Genomic DNA, 24,914 nt, shown 5'->3' on the forward strand with positions numbered 1-24,914 from the left:
TTTCAAGCAGGGGCCGCGGAACCGGCTTTGCCGGGCCGCTGGCGCCGTCCCCTGCAAGGGGAGAAGGCGCTACACGCAGTGAGCGTCCGACAGGGGTGTTCATTTATTTCGTACCAAAGATTCTGTCGCCTGCGTCACCCAGACCGGGAAGGATGTAGCCGTGGCTATTCAGCTCGCGGTCAATGGCGGCGGTGTAGATGGGTACATCGGGGTGCGCGGTCTGCAGCGCCTTGATGCCTTCGGGGCAGGTCAGCAGACAGACAAACTTGATGGACTTGGGATTGAGTTCCTTGAGCCGCTCGACGGCCGCGATGGCCGAATTGCCGGTGGCCAGCATGGGGTCGACGACGACGATGTCGCGCTCTTCCATGTCGTGCGGCATCTTGAAGTAGTACTCGACGGCCGTCAGCGTCTTGGGGTCTCGGTACAGGCCGACGTGGCCCACGCGCGCGCCGGGCACCACGCTGAGCATGCCTTCGAGGATGCCGTTGCCGGCGCGCAGGATGGAGACAAACACCAGCTTCTTGCCGTCTATGACCCTGGAGGTGGTTTTTTCGAGCGGGGTTTCGATCTCGATCTCCTGCATGGGCATGTCGCGCGTGACCTCATAGGCCATCAGCATGCTGAGCTCGTTGAGCAGGGTGCGGAAGGTATTGGTGGAGGCGTCCTTGCGGCGCATCAGGGTGAGCTTGTGCTGCACCAGGGGGTGGTCTACCAGGTGGACTTTGTCGCTGCGGGTGGTCGTCATGTGTGTGTATGCCTCTTCATTCTTGTGCCTTGCCCGGTTTGCAGAGCGGAAATCTCAGAAAACCGTGCCGTCGCTTTCGATGTTCAGGGGCGGCAAACCCTGATGCAATTGCTGTGCCAGTGCGCGCCCCGCGGCCCAGGTGCCGCCTTCGAGCACGCGGGCCAGCGGCATCTGTTCGGCCGTCAATCCTAACTGCTCGCGCACCATGGGCGCGAGTTCGTCGAGCAGGGCCACGGTCAGCGCGCGCCATTCCACAATCAATTCATCACCGGCCTGGTGCAGGCGCTGGGCCTGGGCCGGGTCCTTGAACAGCAGCACGCCGGCGTCCAGGAACAGGCCGCCATTGCGGTACTCGGGCAGGCCGGTCAGGGCGTCCAGGCCGTTGACCTGCACGCCGGCCCATTCAAAGGGCTCGAGCAGCGAATAGGTGAGCCACTGCGAGAGTTTGTGGAAAGGCATCCAGCCCTGGCTGGGCCCGCTGTCAGCCTCGCCGGCTGCCAGGTGGCGCCAGCAATCGCCCAGCGGGATGTTGCCCAGCATGTTCTGCGCCGGCCAGATGGCCGACAGGCCGGTCAGCAGGATGGACAGCAGCTCATGCGCCTCGACGGTGTTTTTGCCGGGCAGCACCAGCACTTCAAACAAATGCCCGGGGCGGCCGCGCGGGCCGAAGAGCGCGGGCTGGTCCTGCAGGGCCTGGCCCAGGCGGCGCAGCAGCGCGGCGCGGCCTTCCAGGCCCACCAGCGGGTTGCTTTCAGTGACCTGGAAGGCGGCGGCCAGCTGTTCGGCCGTGACGGCCTTGAGGCCGGCGGCATCGGCCTGCAGCGGGTACTGCGGGTCGCTGGAGAACATGCCGGCCATAAAAGCATGGAAGCTGGCCACGCCCAGGCCTTCGGAGCGGCTGTATTCGCAGCCGGGCCGCTCGCCCTGGGCGGCTTCAAGGTAGCGCCACTGCGGGCCGGCGCCGGCGTCCAGCAGCACGCTGACCAGGGCCAGGTCTATTTGCGCGCGCGCGCGGCCGGCCGGCGTGGCCGAGGCCAGGGCTTCATTGAGCAAAGCCGGGCGCTGGATGCCGCCGGCCTCGAAATGCCGCCAGCGCGAGTGGTAGGGAATCTCCAGGCTGGGATAGCGGGCGCGCGTGATTTCGGCGACCAGGCTGGCGGCGGTGGCCATGGCGCCGTCGTTGACGCTGAACCAGGCTGATTCGCCGCGGCGCGCGCGTGCCAGCAAGGCGCGGGCGCGCGAACGTATGGTGGCGGTGGAGCGCAACTCGGCGGCGGCACCTATGCCGCGCAGGTTGCCGGCGATGGTGTAGTTGGCGTTGGCCGGTGGCGTGTTGGCTTCAGGCATCCAGCCCCCGGCCCTTGGCTTTTTTGAGTTCCTCGGCGTCGGGCACAACGCCGGGCGTGAAATAGCCGGCGGCCATCTTGGCGTCCATCTCGACCTGGGCGTCGGCCGGGATCAGGCCCTCGGGGATGTTGACGCGCTCGACGACTTCGATGCCGGCGCGCGTGATGGCGTCGTATTTCATGTTGCTCATGGAGACCAGCCGGTGGATCTTGCGTATGCCCAGCCAGCTCAGCACGTCGGGCATCAACTCCTGGAAGCGCATGTCCTGCACACCGGCCACACATTCGGTGCGGGCGAAGTACTGGTCGGCGGTGTCGCCGCCGACCTGGCGCTTGCGGGCGTTGTAGACCAGGAACTTGGTGACTTCGCCGAGCGCCCGGCCTTCCTTGCGGAAGTAGGCCACCAGGCCCACGCCGCCGCGCTGCGCACCCTGTATGCATTCCTCAATCGCATGCGTGAGGTAGGGGCGGCAGGTGCAGATGTCGGAGCCGAAGACGTCCGAGCCGTTGCACTCGTCATGCACGCGGGCGGTCAGTTCGATCTCGGGATTGGCCAGGTCGCGCGGCTTGCCGAAGATGTAGGCGGTGAGGCCGCCTATGGGCGGCAGGAACACTTCCAGGTCGCTGCGTGTCACCAGTTCGGGGTACATGCCGCCGGTTTCCTCGAACAGCACGCGGCGCAGATCGGTTTCGCTGCAACCGAAGCGCCGCGCGACCTCGGGCAGGTACCAGACCGGCTCGACCGCGACCTTGGTGACCACGGCCGCGCCGCCGGCCGTGAGGTATTTGCCGTCGGCCTTCAGGCGCCCGGACTGCAGGGCTTCTATGACCTCGGGCAGGATCACATGGGCTTGCGTCACCGCGATGGTGGGGCGTATGTCGTAGCCGGCGGCCAGCTCGGCCGAAAAAACGTCGGCGACCGTGGCGCCCCAGGGGTCCATGGCGGCGATGCGGCCGGGCTCGCTCCACTGCGGGTAGGGGCCGATGATGTCGGTGGGCGAGGTGTTGGTGAGGTCGGCCTTGTGTTTGGCCGACAGCGCGCCCGAGGCGACGGCCAGCGCGCGGTAGACGCTGTAGGAGCCGCTGTGCGTGCCGATGACGTTGCGGTGGCTGCGCTTGGTGGTGGTGCCGACCACCGGCCCGCGTTCGGCCGGTGTGGCCGCGCCCCAGTGGATGGGCAGCGCGCCGAAGCCGCCTGCGTGGGAGGTCAGCCGGATGTGGGAAGCCGGGGAGGGGCTGGAAGCGGTGGGCGGGGAACCGGAAGGCGAGCCGGACGATGGGGCGGCAACTTCAGCAGGCATTGCGTATCCTTCAAAAAAACCAATGTAGCGATGCGTGCCGGGCTTGACAAGCCTGCCGCTCGCCGGAGGTCGTTAATTCGCGACAGGCGGCGCGCCCTTTGGGCCGCGCCCGGTGTCAGCGTTTTTTGCCGCCGAAGATGCTGCCCAGCACGCCGCGAATGATCTCGCGGCCCACGGCCGAGCCCATGGTGCGCACGGCTGACTTGGCCATGCTTTGCGCCAGGCCGTCGTGTTTGCCGCCGCGCGGGCCGGTGGTGCCGAAGAGCACGTCATTGAGCCCGCCCAGGATGCCGCCGGAATCGCTGGTGCCGGCCGCACCGCCCTGGGGCGCCTTGCCGGCTTCGGTGGCCGCCACTTCGGCACGGCCCTTGATTTTTTCGTAGGCCGATTCGCGGTCCACGGCTTTTTCATAAACGCCCGCGACCAGCGAGCCCTGGATCAGCGCCTGGCGCTGCTGCGGCGTGATGGGGCCGATCTGGCTGCCGGGCGGCAGCACATAAGCGCGTTCGGTGACGCCGGGCCGGCCCTTGGCGTCGAGCAGGCTGACCAGCGCCTCGCCCACGGCCAGCTCGGTGATGGCGGTCTCGATGTCCAGGCCGGGCTTTTGCCGCATGGTCTGGGCCGTGGCCTTGACGGCCTTCTGGTCGCGCGGCGTGAAGGCGCGCAGCGCGTGCTGCACGCGGTTGCCGAGCTGGGCCAGCACCGAGTCGGGAATATCGAGCGGGTTCTGCGTCACGAAATACACGCCCACGCCCTTGGAGCGCACCAGGCGCACCACGAGTTCTATGCGCTCGACCAGCACCTTGGGCGCTTCGTTGAACAGCAAATGCGCCTCGTCGAAGAAAAACACCAGCTTGGGTTTTTCGGGGTCGCCGATTTCGGGCAGCTGCTCGAACAGCTCGGACAGCATCCACAGCAAAAAGGTGGCATACAGGCGCGGCGAGTTCATGAGCTTGTCGGCGGCCAGGATGTTGATCACCCCCTTGCCGTCCACCGTCTGCATGAAGTCGCTGATATTGAGCATGGGCTCACCGAAGAACTTGTCGCCGCCCTGGCTTTCGACCTGCAGCAGGCCGCGCTGGATGGCGCCCACGCTGGCGGCGCTGACGTTGCCGTACTGGGTGGTGAATTCGCTGGCGTTGTCGCCCACATACTGCAGCATGGCGCGCAGGTCTTTGAGGTCCAGCAGCAGCATGCCGTTGTCGTCGGCGATCTTGAACACCAGGTTGAGCACGCCGGCCTGGGTCTCGTTGAGGTTGAGCATGCGGCCCAGCAGCAGCGGCCCCATGTCGGAGACGGTGGCGCGCACCGGGTGGCCTTGTTCGCCGAAGACGTCCCACAGCGTGGCCGGGCAGGCCAGCGATTCGGGAACCTCTATGCCGCGCTCCTTGAGGACGGCGGCCAGTTTGGCGCCTACCGTGCCGGCCTGGCTGATGCCGGTGAGGTCGCCCTTGACGTCGGCCATGAAGACCGGCACGCCGATTTTGGAGAAGTTTTCGGCCAGGGTCTGCAGCGTGACGGTCTTGCCGGTGCCGGTGGCGCCGGTGATCAGGCCGTGGCGGTTCGCCAGGCCGGGCAGCAGCTCGCACTGGGTGTCGGCATTGCGGGCGATGAGCAGGGGGAGGGCGGTGGTTTCGGCCATGGGGGTGTACGGTGGGTGAAAAAGTAAAATGCGGTTTGTAGATTAAATCAATTAATCACCGAATAAAGGGTTTCTGTCGTGGCTGGTCATAGTAAATGGGCGAATATTCAACACCGCAAGGGCCGACAGGACGAAAAACGCCAGCGTATCTGGACGCGCGTGATGCGCGAAATCATGGTCGCGGCCCGCATGGGCGGCGGCGACCTGGGCACCAACCCGCGGCTGCGCCTGGCGGTGGACAAGGCCAAAGCGGCCAACATGCCCAATGAAAACGTCAAATACGGCATCGCCAAGGCCACCGGCAGCCTGGAAGGCGTGCATTACGAGGAAGTGCGCTACGAGGGCTACGGCATAGGCGGCGCGGCCATCATCATCGACTGCATGACCGACAACAAGGTGCGCACCGTGGCCGAGGTTCGCCACGCGTTTTCCAAGCACGGCGGCAATATGGGCACCGAAGGCTCGGTGGCCTTCCAGTTCAAGCACTGCGGCCAGATTATTTTTGCGCCCGGCACCAGCGAGGACAAGATCATGGAAGTGGCGCTGGAGTCCGGCGCTGACGACGTGATCACGCATGAGGACGGCGCCATCGAGGTGCTCACGCCCTACACCGGCTTTGAGGCCGTGCGCAACGCGCTGGAGGCCGCCGGCCTCAAGCCCGAGATCGCCGAGGTCACCATGCGCGCCGACAACACCATAGAGCTCAGCGGCGAGGACGCGCGCAAGATGCAGAAGCTGCTTGACGTGCTGGAGGACCTGGATGACACCCAGGACGTGTTCCACAACGCGGTCCTTGAAAACTGAAAGCCGGGAGTGGGATGATGGATGATTCCGAACGGCTGGCCCGCATCGAAACCCTGCTGCAGGAGGGCAACCGCCTGCGCAGCGAGGCGATCGCGCTGCAAAAGGAATCGCTTGAAATGCAGAAGTCGCTGGTCGACGAAACCCGCGCCAATATCGTGAAAGCCGGCAAAGTCAACGACCAGGCGCTTGACATCCAGCGGCGCGCCAGGGTGGCCGCCAAGGTTATTTTCGGCATCGTATTTATTCTTGTTGTGTACCTCAGCTATTTGCTGTTTTTTAGATTGAACCTCCCGTGAAAGTTCTTGTTATTGGCGGCGGCGGCCGTGAGCACGCGCTGGCCTGGAAACTGGCGCAGTCCCCGAAAGTCCAGGCGGTGTATGTCGCGCCCGGCAATGGCGGCACCGCGCTCGATGCGCGGCTGGAAAACATCGCGATCACCGACGTGAAGGCGCTGCGCGAATGGGCCACGGCCGAAAAAATCGCGCTGACCGTGGTCGGCCCCGAGCAGCCGCTGGCCGCCGGCGTGGTCGATGAGTTCCGCGCGCACGGCCTGCGGGTTTTCGGCCCGACCAAGGCGGCCGCGCAGCTCGAAAGCTCCAAGGCTTTTTCCAAGGCCTTCATGAAGCGCCACGGCATTCCCACGGCCGAATACGAAACCTTTAGCGACGCGGCCGCGGCCCACGCCTATGTGGACGAAAAAGGCGCGCCCATCGTCGTCAAGGCCGACGGCCTGGCCGCCGGCAAGGGCGTGGTGGTGGCCATGACGCTGCAGGAAGCGCATGAGGCCATCGAGTTCATGCTCGCGCCCAACCCGGACTTCAACCCATTGGGCGTCACGCACAACGAAGGCGGCGCGCGCGTGGTCATCGAGGAGTTTTTGCAGGGCGAGGAAGCCAGCTTCATCGTGATGTGCGACGGCAAGAACGTGGCGGCCATGGCCACCAGCCAGGACCACAAGCGCCTGCTGGACGGCGACGAAGGCCCCAACACTGGCGGCATGGGCGCTTATTCGCCGGCCCCGGTGGTCACGCCCGAGGTGCATGCCCGCGCCATGCGCGAGATCATCCTGCCGACCATCAAGGGCATGGAAAAAGACGGCATTCCGTTTACCGGCTTTCTGTATGCCGGCCTGATGATCGACGCCGAGGGCAAGCCCAAGACGCTGGAATTCAACTGCCGCATGGGCGACCCGGAAACCCAGCCCATCATGATGCGGCTCAAGACCGACCTTTATGACGTGATGATGGCCGCGACCTCGGGCACGCTGGACCAGATCGAGCTCGATTGGGACCGCCGGCCCGCGCTGGGCGTGGTGATGGCCGCGCACGGCTACCCGCTGAACCCGCGCAAGGGCGATGCCATCCACGGCCTGGTCAAGCCCGCCGACGCGCCCGAGGACGCCATGGTGTTCCATGCCGGCACGCGCAAGGAGGGCGACGCGACGCTGACCGCGGGCGGCCGCGTGCTCTGCGTGACGGCGCTGGGCAGCACGGTAAAGGCCGCGCAGCAGCGCGCCTACGAAGTCGCCCAGGGCATACGCTTTGACGGCGCGCAGTACCGCAAGGACATAGGCTGGCGCGCGCTCAAGCCCTGACCACTGCACGGGGGCCGCTGTGCGGCCTCCGTACCCCGGGGAACACCTCAGCATGACCGATATTTCAAGCGTTAGAGACTTTCTGCTGGCGCTGCAGCAGCGCATCACCGGCGCCATTTCCGCCATTGACGGCCAGGCCTTTGTGGCCGACCGCTGGCAGAAGGAGCCGGGCGAGCCCTTGCAGGGCAACGGCCTGACCATGATCCTGGAGCAGGGCGCGGTGTTCGAGCGCGCCGGCTGCGGTTTTTCGCATGTGCGCGGGCCCAAGCTGCCGCCCTCGGCGACGCAGCACCGGCCCGAGCTGGCCGGCGCGCCCTTTGAGGCCCTGGGCGTTTCGCTGGTATTCCACCCGCGCAACCCTTACGTGCCGACGGTGCACATGAATGTGCGCATGCTGGCCGCGGCGCCGGTTTCCAGCCCCGATGCGCCGGTCTGCTGGTTCGGCGGCGGCATGGACCTGACGCCGTATTACGGCTTTGAAGAGGACGCGGTGCATTTCCACCAGACCTGCAAGGACGCGCTGGCGCCTTTCGGTGAGGACAAATACCCGCGCTTCAAGCAGTGGTGCGACGAGTATTTCTACCTCAAGCACCGGCAGGAGCAGCGCGGCACAGGCGGCGTGTTTTTTGACGATTTCCAGGAATTGGGCCCGGATCGCAGCTTTGCCCTGATGCAGGGCGTGGCCGATGCCTTTTTGCGGGCCTACCTGCCCATTGTGGAGCGGCGCAAGGACACGCCTTACGGCGAGCGCGAGCGCGAATTCCAGCTCTACCGGCGCGGCCGCTACGTGGAATTCAACCTGGTCTGGGACCGCGGCACGCATTTCGGCCTGCAGTCGGGCGGGCGCACCGAGTCCATCCTGATGTCCATGCCGCCGCTGGCGAGCTGGTCCTACCAGCGCGGCGTCGAGGCCGGCAGCGCCGAAGAGCGGCTTTACACCGAGTTTTTGCCGAGGCGGGACTGGGTTTGAACACGCAGCCGCTTCCGCCGGGCAGGCGCATAGGCGTTTTCGGCGGTGCTTTTGACCCGCCGCACAATGCCCATGTGGCCCTGGCCGGGGCGGCGATCGCGCAGTTCGGGCTGGATACGCTCTATGTGGTGCCCACCGGCCATGCCTGGCACAAGTCGCAGGCCTTGAGCGCGCCGGCGCACCGCCTGGCCATGGCCAGGCTGGCGTTTGAGTCCATCCCCCATGTCCAGGTGGACGAGCGCGAGGTGCAGCGCCCCGGGCCGACCTTCACCATAGACACGTTGCTGGCGCTGCAGGCCGAGAACCCGGGCGCCCGGATTTACCTGTTTATAGGCGCCGACCAGTTCGCCGCCTTCCGGCAATGGCACCGCTGGCAGGACATCCTGGATATTGCTATAATTTGTATAGCTGGCCGTGCACAATCCATGCCGGCCCAGCCTCAGTTTGAGGCCTATGAAAGCCGCAGCAGCCGTTTTACGCTGCTCGATCTCCCCCTGATGCCCGTGAGCGCCACCCAGATCCGCCAGTTGACGGCCTCGGGCGCGGCGACGGCAGGGGAAATTACCCGCTTGGTTCCTGAAGCCGTTGCACGTTATATTTCACTGCACCAGCTGTACCGTTCCCATTAATTCCTTACCTTATCGAAGCACATCACTGCATGACCTCCACCACCGCCAAAACCTCCGCCGCCGCCGACAAAAAGGATGTGCAGAAATTGCAGCGCGCCATCATCGATGGCCTGGAGGACGTCAAGGCGCAGGACATCCAGGTCTTCGACACCGAGCACATCACCTCGCTGTTCGAACGTGTGATCGTGGCGTCGGGCAGCTCCAACCGCCAGACCAAGGCGCTGGCCGCCAGCGTGCGCGATGCGGTGCGTGATGCGGGTTTCGCCAAGCCGCGCATCGAGGGCGAAGACAACGGCGAATGGATCATCGTCGACTGCGGCGCCGCCGTGGCGCACATCATGCAGCCGGCCATACGCCAGTACTACCACCTCGAAGAAATCTGGGGCGACAAGCCCATCAAGCTCAAACTGGGCGCGCCCGCGCCGCTGGTGAAGGCGTCCAAAGCCGACGCCGAGCCCGAGGCCAAGCCCAAGGCAAGCCGCGCCGGCGCCAAAACGGCAACCAAGCCGGGCGCCAAGACCGCGGCCAAATCCGCGGCAAAAGCACCGGCCAAGGCGCCCGCCAAAACCGCTGACTCCAGCTATGTGGGCCGGGTCGGCAAGAGCAACGACTGGACCGCCAAGCGCAATGCGACCGCGACGGCGGCCGAACCCGCCGCCAAACCGGCCCGCGCCGGCGCCAAGGCCGCGACCGGCAAACCGGCCGCCAAGCCCGCGGTGAAGACGCCCATCATCAAGGTGCCGGCACCCAAAAAGGTCGCCGCGCGCAAGACGGCGGCCAAAACAGCCGCCAAGACCGCGGCCAAAAAACCCGCCACCAGGAAAACCGCTCCCCGGAGCAAATGAGGCTGACGATCGTAGCCGTAGGCCAGAAGGTGCCCGACTGGGCGCAGACGGCCTATGAGGACTACGCCAAACGCTTTCCGCCGGAAATCAAGGTCGAGCTCAAGGCCGTCAAGACCGAGCCGCGCGCCTCCAAGACCCTGGACAACCTGCTGTCCGCCGAGCGCGGCCGCATAGAAGCCAGCATCGCGCGCGGCACCCGTGTCGTGGCGCTCGATGAACGCGGCACGGCCGTCACCACCGTGGCCCTGGCCGAAAGGCTGAAAGCCTGGCAGCTGTCGGGCGACGACGTGGCCATCGTGATAGGCGGGCCCGACGGGCTGGACGCCGGCTTCAAGCAGGCCGCGCACGAGCGGCTGCGCCTGTCGGACCTGACCTTGCCCCATGCCATGGTGCGTGTGCTGCTCATTGAGCAGCTTTACCGGGCCTGGAGCATCACGATTAACCATCCTTATCATCGCGAATAATGGCCCCCACGCTTGTCGCTTCGCGTACTGCGCTGCCCCCCGAGGGGGCGCTGCGCCTGCGGCCCGGCAAAGCCGGTTCCGCGGCCCCTGCTGGTCTGAATACCCGAATACCTGAATAAGCTCTTGTATGGCTGAATTTATCTACCTCGCCTCCCAAAGCCCGAGGCGGCGGCAACTGCTGGAGCAGCTCGGCGTACGCCACGAGCTCCTGCTGCCGGACGCCGGTGAAGATGCCGAGTCGCTGGAAGCGGTGCTCAAAAACGAAGCGCCTGCGGCCTATGTCCGGCGCGTCACCGGCCTCAAGCTCGATGCGGCAGTCGCCCGCATGAAGCGGCGCAAGCTGCCGCCGGCGCCCATACTCTGCTCGGACACCACGGTGGCCATGGGGCGGTTGATTTACGGCAAGCCGGACGACGCAAAAGACGCGGCCCGCATGCTGCGCGAGCTCTCGGGCGGCACGCACCGCGTGCTGACGGCTGTGGCCGTGCAGGCCGGGCGACGCCGCTTCGAGGCGCTGAGCAACTCGAAGGTCAGTTTCGACGAACTGACGCCCGCCGAGGTCCGCAGCTACGTCGCCAGCGGCGAGCCCATGGGCAAGGCCGGCGCCTATGCGGTGCAGGGCAGGGTGGCCCAGCACATCAGCCGCATAGACGGCAGCTACAGTGGCATCATGGGGCTTCCGCTGAGGGAAACGGCGCTTTTGCTGAAAGCCGCCGGTATTCGCTTCTAGCCTTCGAACCCCACACTTTTCAGGACCCCCATGCAACAAGACATCCTGATCAACTGGTCGCCCCAGGAAACCCGGGTGGCGGTGGTCGAGCACGGCGCGGTGCAGGAGCTTCACGTCGAACGCACCCTGGAACGCGGCCTGGTCGGCAATGTCTACCTGGGCAAGGTCGCCCGCGTGCTGCCCGGCATGCAGTCGGCCTTTATCGACATCGGCCTGGACCGCGCGGCCTTTCTGCACGTGGCCGACCTCATGAGCAGCATCAACAGCCGCCATGCCGACAGCGACGCACAGGCCGCCGGCGGCCTCACGTCGCCGGCCATGGCTTCGCTGCAGCCTATCGAAAAGCAGCTCTTTGAGGGCCAGGCGGTGATGGTGCAGGTCCTCAAGGACCCGATAGGCAGCAAGGGCGCGCGCCTGACGGCGCAGATCAGCATCGCCGGCCGCCTGCTGGTGTTCCTGCCGCAGGACAACCACATCGGCGTCTCGCAGAAAATACCACCCCGCCAGCGCGAGGAGCTGCGCCAGCGCGTGCAAGCCCTGGCCGGCGACATGGGCGGCGGCTTCATCCTGCGCACCAACGGCGAAGACGCGACGGACGCCGAGCTGGCCGAGGACATCACCTACCTGCGCAAGACCTGGGCGCGCATCAAGGACGCCTCGCTGCGCATGCCACCGGCCTCGGTGCTGCACCAGGACCTGAACCTGCTGCAGCGCGTGCTGCGCGACCTGGTGGTGGAGGGCACGCAGACCATACGCATAGACTCGCGCGAGCAGTTCGACAAGCTCAGGACCTTCGCCGCGGAATTCATGCCGGCCACCGAGCAGAAGCTGCAGCACTACGGCGGCGAGCGGCCGATCTTCGACCTCTTCAACATCGACGAGGAAATCGCCAAGGCCCTGGGCCGGCGTGTGGACCTCAAGTCGGGCGGCTACCTGATCATCGACCAGACCGAGGCGCTGACCACGGTGGACGTGAACACCGGCGGTTTTGTCGGCGCGCGCAATTTCGACGACACGATCTTCAAGACCAACCTGGAAGCCTCGCAGGCCATTGCGCGCCAGCTCAGGCTGCGCAACCTGGGCGGCATCGTGATCGTCGACTTCATCGACATGATCAAGGAGAACCACCGCGAGGCGGTGCTGGCCGAATTCCAGAAGCAGCTGGCGCGCGATCGCATCAAGACCACGGTCAACGGTTTTTCGGCGCTGGGCCTGCTGGAGATGACGCGCAAGCGCACGCGCGAATCGCTGGCGCACCAGCTCTGCGAGCCCTGCAGCGCCTGCATGGGCAAGGGCGTGGTCAAGACCGCGCGCAGCGTGACTTACGACATCCTGCGCGAAATCCTGCGCGAGGCGCGCCAGTTCAACCCGCGCGAATTCCGGGTGGTGGCCTCGCCCAAGGTGATAGAGCTTTTCCTCGACGAGGAAAGCCAGCACCTGGCCAGCCTCAGCGATTTCATCCGCAAGCCGATTTCCCTGCAGGCCGAGGCCGCGATGGCGCAGGAGCAATACGACATCGTCCTGCTCTGATTTTTTCTTTCTTCATGCCGACCCTGAACCGCCAACCCATTCCCATCCTGGTCTACCACCAGATCGCCGAGGCCCCGCCCAAGGGCAGCAGCCCGTTTCGCGGGCTCTATGTGGCGCCCGCGGCTTTCGCGCGGCAAATGGCCTGGCTCAAGCGCCTGGGCTACACGGGCCTGTCCATGGGCGGCCTGATGCCTTATTTGCGCGGCGAGCGCAGCGGCAAGGTGGTGGGCATCACCTTTGACGACGGCTACCGCAACAACCTGACCCATGCGCTGCCGGTGCTGGTGAAACACGGGTTTTCGTCCACCTGCTACGCGGTCGGCGGGCTGCTGGGCAGGACCAACATCTGGGACGAGCGTATCGGCATCCCCCAGACGCCGCTGATGGACGAGGGCGAGATCCGCCAGTGGGTGGCCGGCGGGCAGGAGATAGGCTCGCACACCCACAGCCACGCCAACCTGCTGGAAACCGACGAAGCAGGCTGTGTCGAGGAAATGGTGCTGGGCAAAAGCGGGCTGGAGGCCGTCACGGGCAGTGCGGTGGCGCATTTTTGCTATCCCTTTGGCCACTTCAATGCCGGCCATGTGGAAATGGCGCGGACGCTGGGCTTTGCCACTGCCACCACCACCCAGCGCAGCCGCTGCCATGAAGGCATGGACCTGCTGCGGTTGCCGCGGGTGCCGGTGCTGCGCTCGACCACCTTGCCGGTGTTCTGGCTCAAGGTCGCCACGGCCTACGAAGACCGCCGGAAAAAATGAGCCAGCCATTGCCCCGGAAACTGCGCATCGCCGTTTTCAACCGGACTTTCTCGCCGACGGGCGGCGGCGCGGAGCGTTATTCCATCGCCCTGGTCGAGCAGCTGTCGGACCGGCACGAAGTACATGTGTTCGCGCAGGAAATCGACCACCAGTGGCCGGGCGTGACGTACCACAAGGTTTCGGCCCCGCTGCGCAAGCCGCGCTGGATCAACCAGCTGTGGTTTGCCACGGCCAGCTGGTGGGCGACGCGAAGCGGCTTCGACATCGTGCATTCCCACGAAAACACCTGGCATGGCGAGGTGCAGACGGTGCACGTGCTGCCCGTCAAGCACAGCTTGTTCCAGGGGCGCCGCGGTGTGCGCCGTGTCCTGCGCTGGATCAAGGTCGTGACCAGCCCGCGCCTGCTGGCCTACCTGGGGCTGGAGCGTGCGCGTTATGCGCCCCAGCCGGGCCGGCAGGTGGTGGTGACTTCCGAAAGCCTGCGTCCCATCATGGAGGCCGCCTACCCGGCCAGCCGTGCCGCGCTGTCGGTGGTGACGCCGGGCATCACGATGCCGCAGCTGCCCATCAGCGCTAGCCGCAAAAGCGAGGCGAGGGCCAAGCTGGGTTTGCCGGCCGCGGGCACCTGCCTGCTGTTTGTCGGCAACGATTACCGCAAGAAGGGCCTGGAGGGCCTGCTGCGGGCCCTGGCCCAGTTGCCGGGCGAGGTGGTGCTGGCGGTGGTGGGCAACCCGGCCCACATCGCGGAATTCCGCGCGATCGCCGATACGCTGAAGCTGGGCGCGCGCGTGGCCTTCCTGGGCGCGCTCAAGGACGTGGGCCCGGCCTACGAGGCGGCCGATGCCCTGGTGCATCCCACCTTCGAGGACACGTTTGCGATGGTGGTGCTGGAGGCCATGGCCCACGGCCTGCCGGTGGTGGTCAGCGGGGCCCGTTACTGCGGCATTGCCGGGCTGCTGGCGCAGGGCGCCAATGCGCTCTTGCTCGATGACCCGCGCGACGCGGGCGAGCTGGCGCGGGTGCTGGGGGACTTGCTGGGCCAGCCGGCGCTGCGGGAAAGCTTGTCGCGCGGCGCCGTGGCCTTTGCCGAGCGCTACCAGTGGCGCGAAATCGCGCTGCAGCAGGAGGCGTTGTATTTTTCAGCCGTCGCGGCCAAGGGTTCGCCGCGCTGAATGGCGTACGGCTTCAGGCGACGAGCTTGAAGTGCTTGCGGCTGAAGTCCAGCCCGGTCAGCGTCTCCACCTGGCGCATGAAGTGGTACTTGTTTTCCTTGGGCGTGGGTTTGTAGGCCGGATCTATGTTGAGCACCGGCTCGGCTTCCGTTGCCAGCCATTGCTTCACCGCCTCGGGGTGGGTGCCGGTGAAAGGGGCGAGGGCACGGCGGTCAAACTGGCTGTAGGTGATCTGCGCGGCCCGGGCTTCGCCCCAGTACTTGCTGACCTGGTCCAGTTTTTTCTGCATTTCCTCGTTGCGGCGTATCCAGCCGTAGTGGTAGATGTGGGCGTTGGCCAGCGCGGCCTGCGGGTTGCGCCCGCGCTTGTGCCGGGTGGTGACCAGCCAGTACTGGCCGTCGGGCGCGTAGCTGCGTATGGTGTTGCGGATCAAACGGCATTCGCGGCGGTACCAGCCGGGGCTGATGGAGATCCAGTCGGGCGAGCCGTAAAAGTGGAGGTAGTCAAAGACCAGCGCCTCGACGGCCGGGTTGTTGTGATGGCGCTCGACGCTGGCGCGTATGGCGGCCAGTTCACCCTCATGCACGACTTCATCGCCTTCCAGGTAAAAAGCCCAGTCGCCGGTGCATGAGTACTGCGCGATCATTTTTTGCTGGGCATAGACAAAACCGCGGTCGGCCATGCGCTCGTTCCACAGGGTCTCGATGATGCGGATTTTCGGGTCCTGGATGGCCCTGACGCGCTCCAGCGTGTCGTCCTCGCCTTTGCCCACGGCCACGACGAATTCATCGACCAGGGGCAGCAGGGAGCGTATCGAGGCCTCAAAGGGAAAGCCCAGGCCCACGCCGTTGCGAATAAAGGTAAAGCCGCTGATGGAGACTGGCATCGATAGGATTCCGTTGTTCTAGGCGGCGCCCTGGAAGCCCAGGCGGTAAAGGTGGGCGTAGGCGCCGTTATTCTGGAGCAGCTCGGCATGGCTGCCCTGCTCGACGATGCGGCCGGCGTTCATCATGATGATGCGGTCGGCGTGCTGGATGGTGGACAGCCGGTGGGCGATGATCAGCGAGGTGCGGCCCGCGGCCAGCCGCTGTATGGCCTCCTGCACGGCTTTTTCCGATTCGGTGTCCAGGGCCGAGGTGGCTTCGTCGAGGATCAGCACGGGCGCGTCCTTGTACAGCGCCCGGGCAATCGCCAGGCGTTGGCGCTGGCCGCCGGACAGCTGCATGGCGTTGTGGCCCAGCACCGTGTCTATGCCTTGCGGCAATTCCTCGAGCAGCTGGCCCAGGTTGGCCGCGGCCAGGCAGCGCACAACTTTGTCGCGGTCAAAGGACTGGCCCAGCGCGACGTTGAAGGCCATGCTGTTGTTGAACATGACGACGTGCTGGCTCACGAAGGCGAACTGCGAGCGCAGGGAGGCCAGGTTCCAGTCCCGCAGCTCGGTGCCGTCCAGCTTGATGCTGCCGGCGCTGTAGTCGACAAAGCGCGGCAGCAGGCTGGCCAGGGTGGTCTTGCCGGAGCCGGATGATCCCACCAGGGCCACGGTTTCGCCGGCGCGTATCGAGAGGCTCACCTGGTCCAGCGCCGGCGGCGCATCCGGCTTGTAGACCACGCTCACGCCGGACAATTCGATGTCCCCGGCGGCCCTGGCCTGGGCGAAGCCGCCGCTGCTTTCGTCCTCGACCAAGTCGACCAGGTCCAGCCCGCGCTCCAGCGCCGCCAGGCCGCGCGTGATGGGCGTGGCGCCGTCGGACAGGCTTTTGATGGGGGCGATCAGCAGCAGCATGGCCGTCACAAAGGCCACGAAGCCGCCCACCGTGGTGGTGTTTTCCGAGCCCTGGAGCAGGGCGATGGAGATGACCGCCGACAGGGCCATGGCGGCCAGCACCTGGGTGATGGCGCTCATGCCGGCATAGGCGACGGTGGATTTGATGGACAGGCGGCGCAGCGTGTTGCTCAGCGCCTCGAAGCGGGAAGCCTGGCCGGCCTGCGCGCCGTGCAGGCGCACGTCGCGGTGGGCCAGCACGTTTTCTTCCACGACGTAGGCCAGGTTGTCGGTGGCCACCTGGCTTTCGCGGGTCAGGCGGTACAGGCGCCGCGTCAGCAGCTGGATCACCAGCGCGACCGCCGGGAACAGCAGGGAGACGATGAGCATCAGCTTCCAGTTGAGGAACAGCAGGTAGGCCACCAGCGCCGCCAGCGTGAGCACGTCGCGCGCCAGCTTCATGACCGCGTTGATCATCATCGACGAGCCGTTGAACACCTCGTAGACCACGGTGTTGGCGAGAGCGCTGGAGGACTGGTCCGCGAACAGCGACAGGCGCGAACTCAGCAGCTTGCCGAACATGGCGCGGCGCAGCGACTGCAGGCCCTCGTTGGTGACCTTGGCCAGCGCGTACTGCGCCACAAAACCGGAGATGCCGCGCACGGCGAACAGCAGGATCAGGGTCACCGGCACCAGCCAGAGGTCCAGCGCGCCCTTCTGGAAGCCGCGGTCCAGCAGCGGCTTGAGCAGGGCCGGCACAAAGGGTTCGGTGGCCGAGGCGACGATGGTCGCGCCCACGGCCAGTGCCCAGCCCGTGCGCGAGCCGCTGAAGTAGGGCCAGACCCGCGCGAGGCGGCGCCACAGGCTCAGCCTGGCGGCCGCGGCGGGGGCTTGGTTATCGGTGGAAGAGCTCACGTTGCGTGTTGGGGTGGGGGCGGCACGGCGGGTTTGCTCAGTCCCAATGCCAGCAGCAGGCCGATCAGGACGCAGAAAAAATCGCCGATCAGGCCGTCGTAAAGGGTGGAATTGAACAGGCAGGCCACAGCCAGCGCCAGCAGGGCGGATTGCGCGGCCCGGGCGTGGGGTATTTCCATCTTCAGGGTGTCGCGCAGCACCGAGAGCATGAAGCCGGCGATCAGCAGCAGGCCGGGAACGCCGAGCTGCACGCCCCAGAGCAGGTATTCCTGGTGCGGGTTGCCGTTGGGTTCTATATCGCTGTGGGCCGGATTTTTCTGGCGCTCCATCCGGTTGTATTCGGTGCTCCAGCTGCCTATGCCCGCGCCCACAAGCGGCTTTTGAACGATAAGCTGGGCGGCGGTCCGCCAGAACGTCAGCCGCACGCCCGATGAAGTGTTGGTGTCCTGCTGCGGCGAATAGGCTTGCACTTCGGTCTTGAGCAGCGTGAGCCTTTCCCGCATCGTCGGGGAGCTCGCAAACAGCACCAGCATCAGCACAAAGGGCAGGGCCACCGCGGCGATGCGGTATTTTTTGGGAAGCTGCCACATGATGGCCAGGGACAGCAGGGTGACGCCGACCGCCTGGCCGCTGCGGCCGGCCAGCACGAAGAACACGTTGGCCAGGGAGGCCAGCGCCACCACGGTGGCGGCTTGCGGCCCGTAGCGGCCAGGCACCATGCCCCGCAAATGCCAGCACACCGCGGCGAATACGGCGCTCATGATGCCCTGGTCGAGGTAGCCGGAAAAGACGGTGTAGTGGCTCAGCGTCGTACGGGAACTGGCCCAGGCTACCGGCAGGTGGGCAAAAAGCAGCCACGAACTGGCAACCACCAGCAACTGTGCAAGCGCAAATGCGGCCAGGGCGCAGCTCGCCTCGCGGCGGTCTCGGATCAGGGCCATCATGGCGATGATGATGGCGAGTTTGCCGTACTTGGCGAGCGAGCCAAGGGCCTCCTTTTGCGGCGCGACCGTCCAGAGCAGGCTTAGCGCAAACGCCACCAGCACGAGCAGCACGGCCGCCGGCGTCCAGGTTTTTGTCAGGGAGGCGCCGTTCTTCGGCAGATTCCTGGCGAGCAAGGGGAAGGCCAGGAAGCAGGCCAGCAAGAACAGCTTGGCGATGCTGATGATGGCGATGGACAACCCCACGGAAGCCGCCGCCAGGCAGATGATGGCGAGCCGGAAATTGATTGTTTTTGTTCGCAAAATGGTCTGGGGTTGCCGTAGGGGTTGCCCCGCATTATCGGCGATTCCGTTTCCGGCCAAGGCCTTGCATGCCGGGGGGCTCTGCTATGCTGTCAGCGCGTCAAGCGGGGCCGGTTTCACTGGCAAAATCCTGGGCGGTTTCCTTCTTCACCTCATTGCAAAGGCATTCGTTGGCAAGCTTGTCCGTCACAGTCATCACCCACAACGAGGCCCACAACATGGAGGCCTGCCTTCGCTCCGTGAGCTTCGCGGACCAGGTCGTGGTGCTCGATTCCGGCAGTACCGACAACACCGTGCAGATCGCCCGATCCCTGGGCGCCGAAGTCAGCGCCAGCCCTGACTGGCAGGGCTTCGGCATCCAGAAGAATCGGGCGCTGGCGCTGGCCACCTCGGACTGGGTGCTGTCCCTGGACGCCGACGAGCGGGTGACGCCCGAGCTGCAGCTGGAAATCCTGGCCTGCCTGCGGGCCCCGGCCTTCGATGTGTATTCCTTTCCCCGGCTCTCGAGCTATTGCGGGCAGTACATGCGCCATTCGGGCTGGTACCCGGACCGGGTCACCCGGCTGTTCCGCCGCACGGCGGCCCGCTTCAGCGAGGACCTGGTGCATGAAAAAGTGCTGGCCCAGGGGCCGGTCGGCCAGCTGCGCTCCGAGCTGCTGCACGAGAGTTTCCGCAACTTCGAGGCGGTCCTGGACAAGGCCAACCGTTATTCCACGGCGGGCGCGCAGAGCCTGCAGGGCAAGGGCAAAACAGCCTCGGTCGGCAAGGCCATAGGGCACGGCCTGTGGGCTTTCATCCGCACCTACTTTCTGCGCCTGGGTTTCCTCGACGGCAGGATGGGCCTGGTGCTGGCCGTCTCCAACGCCGAGGGCACCTATTACCGCTACCTGAAGCTGTGGCTGCTGCAGCGGGGCGCCAAGGGAGCGCCGGGCGGGCGATGAAGATCAGCTTTATCGTCCTGACCTACAACCGCATGGATGCCTTGCTGGCCGTGTTGCGGTCGCTGGCTGCGCAGTGCGGTGAAGGCCATGAGGTGCTGGTGGCCGACGACGGCTCGCGGCCCGAACAGGTGCGAATGCTGCTCGAGCAATGCCCCGCGTTCAAGTGCCCGGCCCGCCACATCTGGCACCCCGACGTGGGTTTTACCGCGGCGCGGGCGCGCAACCTCGGGGCCAGCCAGGCCACGGGCGACTACCTGGTCTTTCTGGACGGCGACTGCGTGCCCAACAAGGCGTTTGTGGCCGCGCACACGCGGCTTGCTGAAAAAGGCTGCTTTGTGAACGGCAGCCGGGTGCTTGTCAGCCAACGTCTGACAGAAGCTGTCGTCAATGGCGCTATCGACCTGCCCAGCCGTCCTGTATGGTTCTGGCTGGGGGCACGGCTCTCGGGGGGCAGCAACAAATTATTGCACCTGCTCCCCTGGCCGCGGCGTTTATTCAGGGTAAAACCAGACTTTCACTGGCATGGCATACGCAGCTGCAACCTGGGCGTCTGGCGCGCGGACTTTGCCGATGTCAACGGATTTGATGAAACCTTCGAAGGCTGGGGGCACGAAGATGCCGACCTCGTGCTCAGGCTTCACCACCTGGGCATTCACCGCAAAAACGGTTTCATGGGCACCGAAGTCTTTCACCTCTGGCACCGCGAGAACCCGCGCGATCAGGAGTCCATCAACAAAAAAAGGGTGCTTGAGCGCATGAAAACCGATGTGGTCCTGGCCGACAAAGGGCTTCGTGAACTTGATTCTTCCCCCGGCGTCAAATCCACCGTCAAAATAACTCCCCTGAACGGATTCAACCCTTCCCTATGAGCATTGCACCTTTTCTACGCCGCCGCACCCTCGTCAGCCTGCTGGCGGCCGGCGCTTTCCCTGTCCTGCCGGCTTTGGCGCAATTTCGCGTCGAGGTGTCCGGTGTCGGCCTGACCCAATTGCCCATTGCCGTCGCCGCGTTTCGCGGGGACGCGCAGGCGCCGCAAAAAATCGGCGCCATCGTGCGGGCCGACCTCGAGCGCAGCGGCATGTTCCGCCCGGTCGACACCACCGGCGTCACCGCCGACGAGAACACCCGCCCGGACCTGACGGCCTGGCGGCAAAAGGGCGCGGACTCCATGGTCACGGGCAGCGTGAGCTTGCTGGCCGACGGCCGCTACGACGTGCGCCTGCGCCTGTGGGACATCGTGCGCGGCCAGGACCTGGGCGGGCAGAGCTACACCGTGGGCCCGGCCGACCTGCGCCTGTCGGCGCACCGCATCTCTGATTTTGTCTATGAAAAACTGACCGGTGAAAAGGGCATTTTTTCGACGCGCATCGCCTATGTGACCAAGGCGGCGCAAAAGTACAACCTCTGGGTGGCCGACTCCGACGGGGAGGGCGCGCAGTCGGCCCTGACCAGCCCGGAGCCCATCATCTCGCCGGCCTGGTCGCCCAACGGCGCGCAGCTGGCCTATGTGTCGTTTGAATCGCGCAAGCCGGTGATCTACGCCCACGACGTGGCCAGCGGCAAGCGGCGCCTGCTGGCCAACTTCCGCGGCTCCAACAGCGCGCCGGCCTGGTCGCCGGACGGCAAACAACTGGTGGCGACGCTGAGCCGCGACGGCGGCTCGCAGCTCTACGCCATAGGCCTCAATGGCGGCGACCCCAAGCGGCTGACCCAGTCTTCCAGCATAGACACCGAGCCTGCTTTCTCGCCCGACGGGCGCTATATCTACTTCGTCAGCGACCGCGGCGGCGCGCCGCAGATCTACCGCATGAGCCCGAACGGCGGCAATGCCGAGCGCGTGACCTTTACCGGGAGCTACAACATCTCCCCCGCGATCAGCCCCGACGGGCGCTGGCTGGCCTACATCTCCCGGGTGGGTGGCGCCTTCAAGCTGCACGTCATGGAACTTGCGACGGGGACCGTCACTCCAATCACCGAAACTTCGGCCGACGAGAGCCCGAGCTTCGCGCCCAACAGCCGCCTGATCGTCTACGCGACCCACCAGCAGGGCAGGGAAGCGCTGATGACCACCACGCTGGACGGCAAGATCAAAGCCAAGCTGTCCGGCGCCAGCGGCGATATCCGGGAGCCCGATTGGGGACCCTTCCAGCGTTGATCCACAGCGCCAGGCAGGCGCTTCAAGCCACCGTTTTCGATCCGGCCCATTTTTATTTTTTGTAGAGGTACTTCATGAAACGCAGAATTTTTTCCATCATCTCCTCCCTGGTCCTGGCGGCCACGCTGACGGCCTGCGGCTCCGGCGTCAAGCTCAATGACGTTCCCGTCGAAGACCGCACGGGCCAGGCCACACAAGGCGACCCGTCGGGCGCCAGCGGCCGCGGTGTGCAGCCGGTGCAGGTGGAAGGCGCCGATGCGTCGCTCGCGGGCCCGGCCAATGTGGCCAAGGTCATCTACTTTGATTTCGACAGCTATGTGGTCAAGCCCGAGTTCCAGGGCGTGATCGAGGCCCATGCCAAGTACCTGACCGCCAACAAGGGCCGCAAGATGGCCATCGAAGGCCACACCGACGAGCGCGGCGGCCGCGAGTACAACCTGGCCCTGGGCCAGAAACGCGCCGAGGCCGTGCGCCGCGCGCTGGGCCTGCTGGGCGTGGCCGATGCGCAGGTCGAGGCCGTGAGCTTCGGCAAGGAAAAACCCGCGGTGCCGGGCACCGACGAGGAAGCCATGGCGAAGAATCGCCGCGCTGAACTGAGCTACCGCTAAGCCGGGTGCCGACCGTGAAGACCTTCCGGATCGCCGCGATCCTCGCGGCCGGCCTGCTGGCGTTCAACGCGCATGCGGGGCTGTTTGAAGACGACGAGGCTCGCCGGGCGATCCTCGATTTGCGCCAGAAAGTCGATGCGGCGCAAACCCGCACGGCCGAAGAGCTGCGCAGGACCACCGAGGACAATGCCCAGCTGCGCCGCAGCCTGCTGGACCTGTCCAACCAGATCGAAGCCTTGCGCAATGAACTCGCCACCATGCGCGGGCAGAACGAGAACCTCACGCGCAACCTGGCCGAGATGCAGCGCACCCAGAAGGACCTGACGACGGGTGTGGATGAGCGCCTGCGCAAGTTCGAGCCGGGCAAGGTCAACGTGGACGGCAAGGAGTTTGTCGCCGACCCGGCCGAAAGGCAGGAGTTCGAAACCGCGCTGGCCACGCTGCGCAAGGGCGACTTTGCCGGCGCGCAGACTGGTTTCCTGGCTTTCCTCAAGCGCTATCCGCAGACCGGCTACCGGGCTTCGTCCCTGTTCTGGCTCGGCAATGCGCAGTACGCCCTGCGCAACTACCGTGATGCGGTGACCAATTTCCGCTCGCTGGTGACGGCTGAACCCGACCATATGCGCGCGCCGGAAGCCATGCTTTCGATGGCCAACTGCCAGGTGGAACTCAAGGACGTCAAGTCGGCCCGCAAGACGCTGGAAGACCTGGTCAAGGCTTATCCCCAAGCCGAAGCGGCTTCCGTCGCCAAGGAGCGGCTGGCCAAGCTGAAGTAGCGGGGACACTTCCAGGAGTACAGGTTCATTCGCCCCTAAAATCAGGCGATGGACATCTCCGCACTCAACAGTCTCACGGCCCAGGTTCTCTGGGCCGGTTTCATTCTGGCCATGGTTTTTGGCGCGATTGCCCAGCGCACCCACTTCTGCACCATGGGCGCCGTCAGCGACATCGTGAACATGGGCGACTGGACGCGCATGCGCATGTGGGGCATGGCCATAGGCGTTGCGATGATCGGCTTCTTCACCATGGCAGCCGCCGGCGTCATAGACCCTGCCAAGACGCTTTACGCCTCCAACCGCTTTATCTGGCTCTCGGCCCTGGTGGGCGGCGCGATGTTCGGTTTCGGCATGGTGCTGGCTTCGGGTTGCGGCAGCAAGACCCTGGTGCGCATAGGCGGCGGCAGCCTCAAGTCCGTGGTGGTGTTTGCCGTGATGGGTATCGCGGCCTTCGCCACGCTCAAGGGCATCACCGCCGTGGTCCGCGTGGCCACCGTCGACAAGGTCGCGATTGATTTCACTGGCAATGCAACTCTCCCGAACTGGGTGGCCGGCGCCATCGGCATCACGCCGGCCGCGGCCGGCATAGGCCTGGCCATCCTCATAGGCCTGGGCCTGATCGTCTGGGCCTTGTTCAGCGAGGATTTCCGCCGCTTCGACAGCCTGCTCGCGGGCCTGGGCATAGGCGGCGTCATCGCTGCCATGTGGTGGGTCAGCGGGCACCTGGGTTATGTGGCCGAACACCCCGAGACCTTGCAGGAGGCTTTTCTGGCCACCAACTCGGGCCGGGCCGAGGCGCTGAGTTTTGTCTCGCCGGTGGCCTACACCGTGGACTGGCTGATGTTCTTCAGCGACAAGAGCAAGGTGCTCACGCTGGGCATTGTGTCGGTGTTCGGCGTGGTGGCGGGCTCGGCCATTTATGCGCTGCTGTCGCGCAGCTTCCGCTGGGAAGGCTTTCGCGACGCGGAAGACACGGCCAACCACCTGGTGGGCGCCACGCTGATGGGCGTGGGCGGTGTCTGCGCCATGGGCTGCACCGTGGGGCAGGGCCTGTCGGGCATCTCGACCCTGAGCTTCACGAGTTTTGTGGCGCTGGCGGCCATACTCGCGGGCTGCGTGGCGGGCTTGAAATACCAGATCTGGCGGCTTGAGCGCCAGGCCTGAGGCCCGCATAGCTTCACGGCCATGACTTCCCTGATCGAAGAACTCCCCGCCGACCTGGAGCGCCGCTTCGGCGGCCTGGCACGCCTTTACGGCGCGGCGGGCGCGCAGCGCATACGCCAGGCGCACATCGTGGTTGTGGGCCTGGGCGGCGTGGGCTCCTGGGCGGCCGAAGCCGCGGCCCGCAGCGGCGTGGCCCGGCTGACCCTGATAGACCTGGACCACATCGCCGAATCCAATATCAACCGCCAGGTCCATGCGCTGGACAGCACCCTGGGGCAGGCCAAGGTGCAGGCCATGCGTGAACGCATCGCGCAAATCCATCCAGGCTGCCGCGTCGACGGTATCGAGGAATTCGTCGACGCCGCCAACTGGCCGGGCATTCTGGGCCTCGAGGACGGGTTCGAGCGCAAGCAACTGGCCGTGATCGACGCCTGCGACCAGGTGAAAGCCAAGACCGCCATGGCCGCCTGGGCCATTGCCAACAAAGTCAACTTCGTCAGTGTGGGCGCGGCGGGCGGCAAGCGGCTGGCGCACCGCGTGGACATCGACGACCTGTCGCTGGTCACGCACGACCCCTTGCTGGCGCAACTGCGCTACCGCCTGCGCAAGGAGCACGGCGCGGCGCGCAAAGGCAAGATGGGCGTGGCCTGCGTGTTCAGCCGCGAGGCCGTGCTGCAGCCCGCTGCCGCGGCCCAAAGCGACGGCAGCCTGAACTGCCACGGCTACGGGTCGGTCGTGAGCGTGACCTCGACCTTTGGCCTGTGCGCGGCCGGCTGGGCGCTCGACAAAATTGCCGCCTGAGTTTTTGCGGAGCGC

The 24,914-nt window shown here is 65.8% G+C and carries 25 protein-coding genes; 18 read left to right on the top strand and 7 right to left on the bottom strand.

Going from position 1 to position 24,914, the window contains the following annotated elements; genetic code table 11:
- Positions 1-103: 103 nt before the first annotated feature.
- The 4 genes from upp to ACEN9P_RS22675 all read right to left on the bottom strand — a co-directional run bounded on the left by upp (position 104) and on the right by ACEN9P_RS22675 (position 5,037).
- Positions 104-748, bottom strand: coding sequence for a uracil phosphoribosyltransferase (gene upp, locus ACEN9P_RS22660; RefSeq protein ID WP_495620537.1), 645 nt, complete (start codon positions 746-748; stop codon positions 104-106).
- A 54-nt stretch (positions 749-802) separates the two neighbouring features.
- The gene (locus ACEN9P_RS22665) at positions 803-2,095 is read right to left on the bottom strand and encodes a URC4/urg3 family protein (RefSeq protein ID WP_495620538.1); all 1,293 of its coding nucleotides are present in this window, start codon (positions 2,093-2,095) and stop codon (positions 803-805) included.
- A complete protein-coding gene (locus ACEN9P_RS22670) occupies positions 2,088-3,395 on the bottom strand; it encodes a GTP cyclohydrolase II (protein WP_477663670.1) in 1,308 nt (435 codons plus the stop codon). Before ACEN9P_RS22670 ends, ACEN9P_RS22665 begins: the two co-directional genes overlap by 8 nt.
- 115 nt (positions 3,396-3,510) lie before the next feature.
- Positions 3,511-5,037 (bottom strand): helicase HerA-like C-terminal domain-containing protein, encoded by a 1,527-nt coding sequence (locus tag ACEN9P_RS22675; protein WP_495620539.1) that lies wholly within the window; start codon positions 5,035-5,037, stop codon positions 3,511-3,513.
- Positions 5,038-5,115: 78 nt separating this feature from the next.
- Between ACEN9P_RS22675 and ACEN9P_RS22680 the strand changes: the two genes are divergently transcribed.
- From ACEN9P_RS22680 to ACEN9P_RS22730, 11 genes are all read left to right on the top strand, one after another.
- Positions 5,116-5,841 carry a YebC/PmpR family DNA-binding transcriptional regulator gene (locus ACEN9P_RS22680; protein WP_074574214.1) on the top strand — a complete coding sequence of 242 codons (726 nt, stop codon included), beginning with the start codon at positions 5,116-5,118 and terminating at the stop codon, positions 5,839-5,841.
- Between the two features lie 14 nt (positions 5,842-5,855).
- Positions 5,856-6,137 carry a hypothetical protein gene (locus tag ACEN9P_RS22685; protein WP_495620540.1) on the top strand — a complete coding sequence of 94 codons (282 nt, stop codon included), beginning with the start codon at positions 5,856-5,858 and terminating at the stop codon, positions 6,135-6,137.
- The gene (gene purD, locus ACEN9P_RS22690; protein ID WP_074574215.1) at positions 6,134-7,435 is read left to right on the top strand and encodes a phosphoribosylamine--glycine ligase; all 1,302 of its coding nucleotides are present in this window, start codon (positions 6,134-6,136) and stop codon (positions 7,433-7,435) included. The genes ACEN9P_RS22685 and purD overlap by 4 nt, the downstream gene beginning before the upstream one ends.
- A gap of 52 nt (positions 7,436-7,487) precedes the next feature.
- Positions 7,488-8,405: an oxygen-dependent coproporphyrinogen oxidase gene (gene hemF, locus ACEN9P_RS22695; RefSeq protein ID WP_495620541.1), complete on the top strand. Its 918-nt coding sequence runs from the start codon at positions 7,488-7,490 to the stop codon at positions 8,403-8,405.
- Positions 8,402-9,034: a nicotinate (nicotinamide) nucleotide adenylyltransferase gene (gene nadD / locus ACEN9P_RS22700; RefSeq protein WP_495620542.1), complete on the top strand. Its 633-nt coding sequence runs from the start codon at positions 8,402-8,404 to the stop codon at positions 9,032-9,034. The genes hemF and nadD overlap by 4 nt, the downstream gene beginning before the upstream one ends.
- Positions 9,035-9,063: 29 nt before the next feature.
- The gene (gene rsfS, locus ACEN9P_RS22705) at positions 9,064-9,879 is read left to right on the top strand and encodes a ribosome silencing factor (RefSeq protein ID WP_495620543.1); all 816 of its coding nucleotides are present in this window, start codon (positions 9,064-9,066) and stop codon (positions 9,877-9,879) included.
- Positions 9,876-10,343, top strand: a complete 468-nt coding sequence (rlmH, locus tag ACEN9P_RS22710; RefSeq protein WP_007871802.1) for a 23S rRNA (pseudouridine(1915)-N(3))-methyltransferase RlmH — start codon at positions 9,876-9,878, stop codon at positions 10,341-10,343. Before rsfS ends, rlmH begins: the two co-directional genes overlap by 4 nt.
- Positions 10,344-10,470: 127 nt before the next feature.
- Entirely contained in the window at positions 10,471-11,073 is a 603-nt protein-coding gene (locus ACEN9P_RS22715; RefSeq protein ID WP_495620544.1) for a Maf family protein, read from the top strand.
- A 30-nt stretch (positions 11,074-11,103) separates the two neighbouring features.
- A complete protein-coding gene (gene rng, locus ACEN9P_RS22720; protein ID WP_495620545.1) occupies positions 11,104-12,603 on the top strand; it encodes a ribonuclease G in 1,500 nt (499 codons plus the stop codon).
- A 14-nt stretch (positions 12,604-12,617) separates the two neighbouring features.
- On the top strand, positions 12,618-13,361 hold the full coding sequence (locus ACEN9P_RS22725; RefSeq protein ID WP_477663678.1) for a polysaccharide deacetylase family protein: 744 nt from the start codon (positions 12,618-12,620) through the stop codon (positions 13,359-13,361).
- Positions 13,358-14,533 carry a glycosyltransferase family 4 protein gene (locus tag ACEN9P_RS22730; protein WP_477663679.1) on the top strand — a complete coding sequence of 392 codons (1,176 nt, stop codon included), beginning with the start codon at positions 13,358-13,360 and terminating at the stop codon, positions 14,531-14,533. The genes ACEN9P_RS22725 and ACEN9P_RS22730 overlap by 4 nt, the downstream gene beginning before the upstream one ends.
- A 13-nt stretch (positions 14,534-14,546) precedes the next feature.
- Here the strand turns inward: ACEN9P_RS22730 and ACEN9P_RS22735 are convergent, their stop codons facing one another.
- The 3 genes from ACEN9P_RS22735 to ACEN9P_RS22745 are packed head-to-tail and all read right to left on the bottom strand — an operon-like array spanning position 14,547 to position 18,454.
- A complete protein-coding gene (locus ACEN9P_RS22735) occupies positions 14,547-15,419 on the bottom strand; it encodes a glycosyltransferase family protein (protein WP_477663680.1) in 873 nt (290 codons plus the stop codon).
- 18 nt (positions 15,420-15,437) lie between these two features.
- Positions 15,438-17,210, bottom strand: a complete 1,773-nt coding sequence (gene msbA, locus ACEN9P_RS22740; RefSeq protein ID WP_495620546.1) for a lipid A export permease/ATP-binding protein MsbA — start codon at positions 17,208-17,210, stop codon at positions 15,438-15,440.
- Positions 17,207-18,454: an O-antigen ligase family protein gene (locus tag ACEN9P_RS22745; RefSeq protein WP_477701032.1), complete on the bottom strand. Its 1,248-nt coding sequence runs from the start codon at positions 18,452-18,454 to the stop codon at positions 17,207-17,209. Before ACEN9P_RS22745 ends, msbA begins: the two co-directional genes overlap by 4 nt.
- A 218-nt stretch (positions 18,455-18,672) precedes the next feature.
- Here ACEN9P_RS22745 and ACEN9P_RS22750 point away from each other — a divergent pair, with 218 nt between their 5' ends.
- The 7 genes from ACEN9P_RS22750 to ACEN9P_RS22780 all read left to right on the top strand — a co-directional run bounded on the left by ACEN9P_RS22750 (position 18,673) and on the right by ACEN9P_RS22780 (position 24,899).
- Positions 18,673-19,395 (top strand): glycosyltransferase family 2 protein, encoded by a 723-nt coding sequence (locus ACEN9P_RS22750; protein WP_495622220.1) that lies wholly within the window; start codon positions 18,673-18,675, stop codon positions 19,393-19,395.
- Positions 19,392-20,264 carry a glycosyltransferase family 2 protein gene (locus ACEN9P_RS22755; RefSeq protein ID WP_495620547.1) on the top strand — a complete coding sequence of 291 codons (873 nt, stop codon included), beginning with the start codon at positions 19,392-19,394 and terminating at the stop codon, positions 20,262-20,264. Before ACEN9P_RS22750 ends, ACEN9P_RS22755 begins: the two co-directional genes overlap by 4 nt.
- Entirely contained in the window at positions 20,261-21,550 is a 1,290-nt protein-coding gene (gene tolB, locus ACEN9P_RS22760) for a Tol-Pal system beta propeller repeat protein TolB (RefSeq protein WP_477663685.1), read from the top strand. Before ACEN9P_RS22755 ends, tolB begins: the two co-directional genes overlap by 4 nt.
- A gap of 74 nt (positions 21,551-21,624) precedes the next feature.
- Positions 21,625-22,158, top strand: a complete 534-nt coding sequence (gene pal, locus ACEN9P_RS22765; RefSeq protein ID WP_477663686.1) for a peptidoglycan-associated lipoprotein Pal — start codon at positions 21,625-21,627, stop codon at positions 22,156-22,158.
- A gap of 14 nt (positions 22,159-22,172) precedes the next feature.
- A complete protein-coding gene (gene ybgF, locus ACEN9P_RS22770; protein WP_495620548.1) occupies positions 22,173-22,934 on the top strand; it encodes a tol-pal system protein YbgF in 762 nt (253 codons plus the stop codon).
- A 48-nt stretch (positions 22,935-22,982) separates the two neighbouring features.
- The gene (locus tag ACEN9P_RS22775) at positions 22,983-24,098 is read left to right on the top strand and encodes a YeeE/YedE family protein (protein ID WP_477701033.1); all 1,116 of its coding nucleotides are present in this window, start codon (positions 22,983-22,985) and stop codon (positions 24,096-24,098) included.
- A gap of 21 nt (positions 24,099-24,119) precedes the next feature.
- Entirely contained in the window at positions 24,120-24,899 is a 780-nt protein-coding gene (locus ACEN9P_RS22780) for a tRNA threonylcarbamoyladenosine dehydratase (RefSeq protein ID WP_477663689.1), read from the top strand.
- Positions 24,900-24,914 lie beyond the last annotated feature (15 nt).

This window comes from Polaromonas sp. Polasp52 (genome assembly GCF_059491565.1).

Bases quoted from the DNA above. Each gene is read 5' to 3' on its own strand.
- ACEN9P_RS22780 (WP_477663689.1), top strand. From the start codon at position 24,120: ATGACTTCCCTGATCGAAGAACTCCCCGCCGACCTGGAGCGCCGCTTC.
- ACEN9P_RS22730 (WP_477663679.1), top strand. From the start codon at position 13,358: ATGAGCCAGCCATTGCCCCGGAAACTGCGCATCGCCGTTTTCAACCGG.
- upp (WP_495620537.1), bottom strand. From the start codon at position 748: ATGACGACCACCCGCAGCGACAAAGTCCACCTGGTAGACCACCCCCTG.
- ACEN9P_RS22715 (WP_495620544.1), top strand. From the start codon at position 10,471: ATGGCTGAATTTATCTACCTCGCCTCCCAAAGCCCGAGGCGGCGGCAA.
- pal (WP_477663686.1), top strand. From the start codon at position 21,625: ATGAAACGCAGAATTTTTTCCATCATCTCCTCCCTGGTCCTGGCGGCC.
- ACEN9P_RS22685 (WP_495620540.1), top strand. From the start codon at position 5,856: ATGATGGATGATTCCGAACGGCTGGCCCGCATCGAAACCCTGCTGCAG.
- hemF (WP_495620541.1), top strand. From the start codon at position 7,488: ATGACCGATATTTCAAGCGTTAGAGACTTTCTGCTGGCGCTGCAGCAG.
- rng (WP_495620545.1), top strand. From the start codon at position 11,104: ATGCAACAAGACATCCTGATCAACTGGTCGCCCCAGGAAACCCGGGTG.
- ACEN9P_RS22665 (WP_495620538.1), bottom strand. From the start codon at position 2,095: ATGCCTGAAGCCAACACGCCACCGGCCAACGCCAACTACACCATCGCC.
- ACEN9P_RS22750 (WP_495622220.1), top strand. From the start codon at position 18,673: ATGGAGGCCTGCCTTCGCTCCGTGAGCTTCGCGGACCAGGTCGTGGTG.
- ACEN9P_RS22755 (WP_495620547.1), top strand. From the start codon at position 19,392: ATGAAGATCAGCTTTATCGTCCTGACCTACAACCGCATGGATGCCTTG.
- ACEN9P_RS22775 (WP_477701033.1), top strand. From the start codon at position 22,983: ATGGACATCTCCGCACTCAACAGTCTCACGGCCCAGGTTCTCTGGGCC.
- ACEN9P_RS22725 (WP_477663678.1), top strand. From the start codon at position 12,618: ATGCCGACCCTGAACCGCCAACCCATTCCCATCCTGGTCTACCACCAG.
- tolB (WP_477663685.1), top strand. From the start codon at position 20,261: ATGAGCATTGCACCTTTTCTACGCCGCCGCACCCTCGTCAGCCTGCTG.
- ACEN9P_RS22735 (WP_477663680.1), bottom strand. From the start codon at position 15,419: ATGCCAGTCTCCATCAGCGGCTTTACCTTTATTCGCAACGGCGTGGGC.
- ACEN9P_RS22675 (WP_495620539.1), bottom strand. From the start codon at position 5,037: ATGGCCGAAACCACCGCCCTCCCCCTGCTCATCGCCCGCAATGCCGAC.
- ACEN9P_RS22670 (WP_477663670.1), bottom strand. From the start codon at position 3,395: ATGCCTGCTGAAGTTGCCGCCCCATCGTCCGGCTCGCCTTCCGGTTCC.
- rsfS (WP_495620543.1), top strand. From the start codon at position 9,064: ATGACCTCCACCACCGCCAAAACCTCCGCCGCCGCCGACAAAAAGGAT.
- rlmH (WP_007871802.1), top strand. From the start codon at position 9,876: ATGAGGCTGACGATCGTAGCCGTAGGCCAGAAGGTGCCCGACTGGGCG.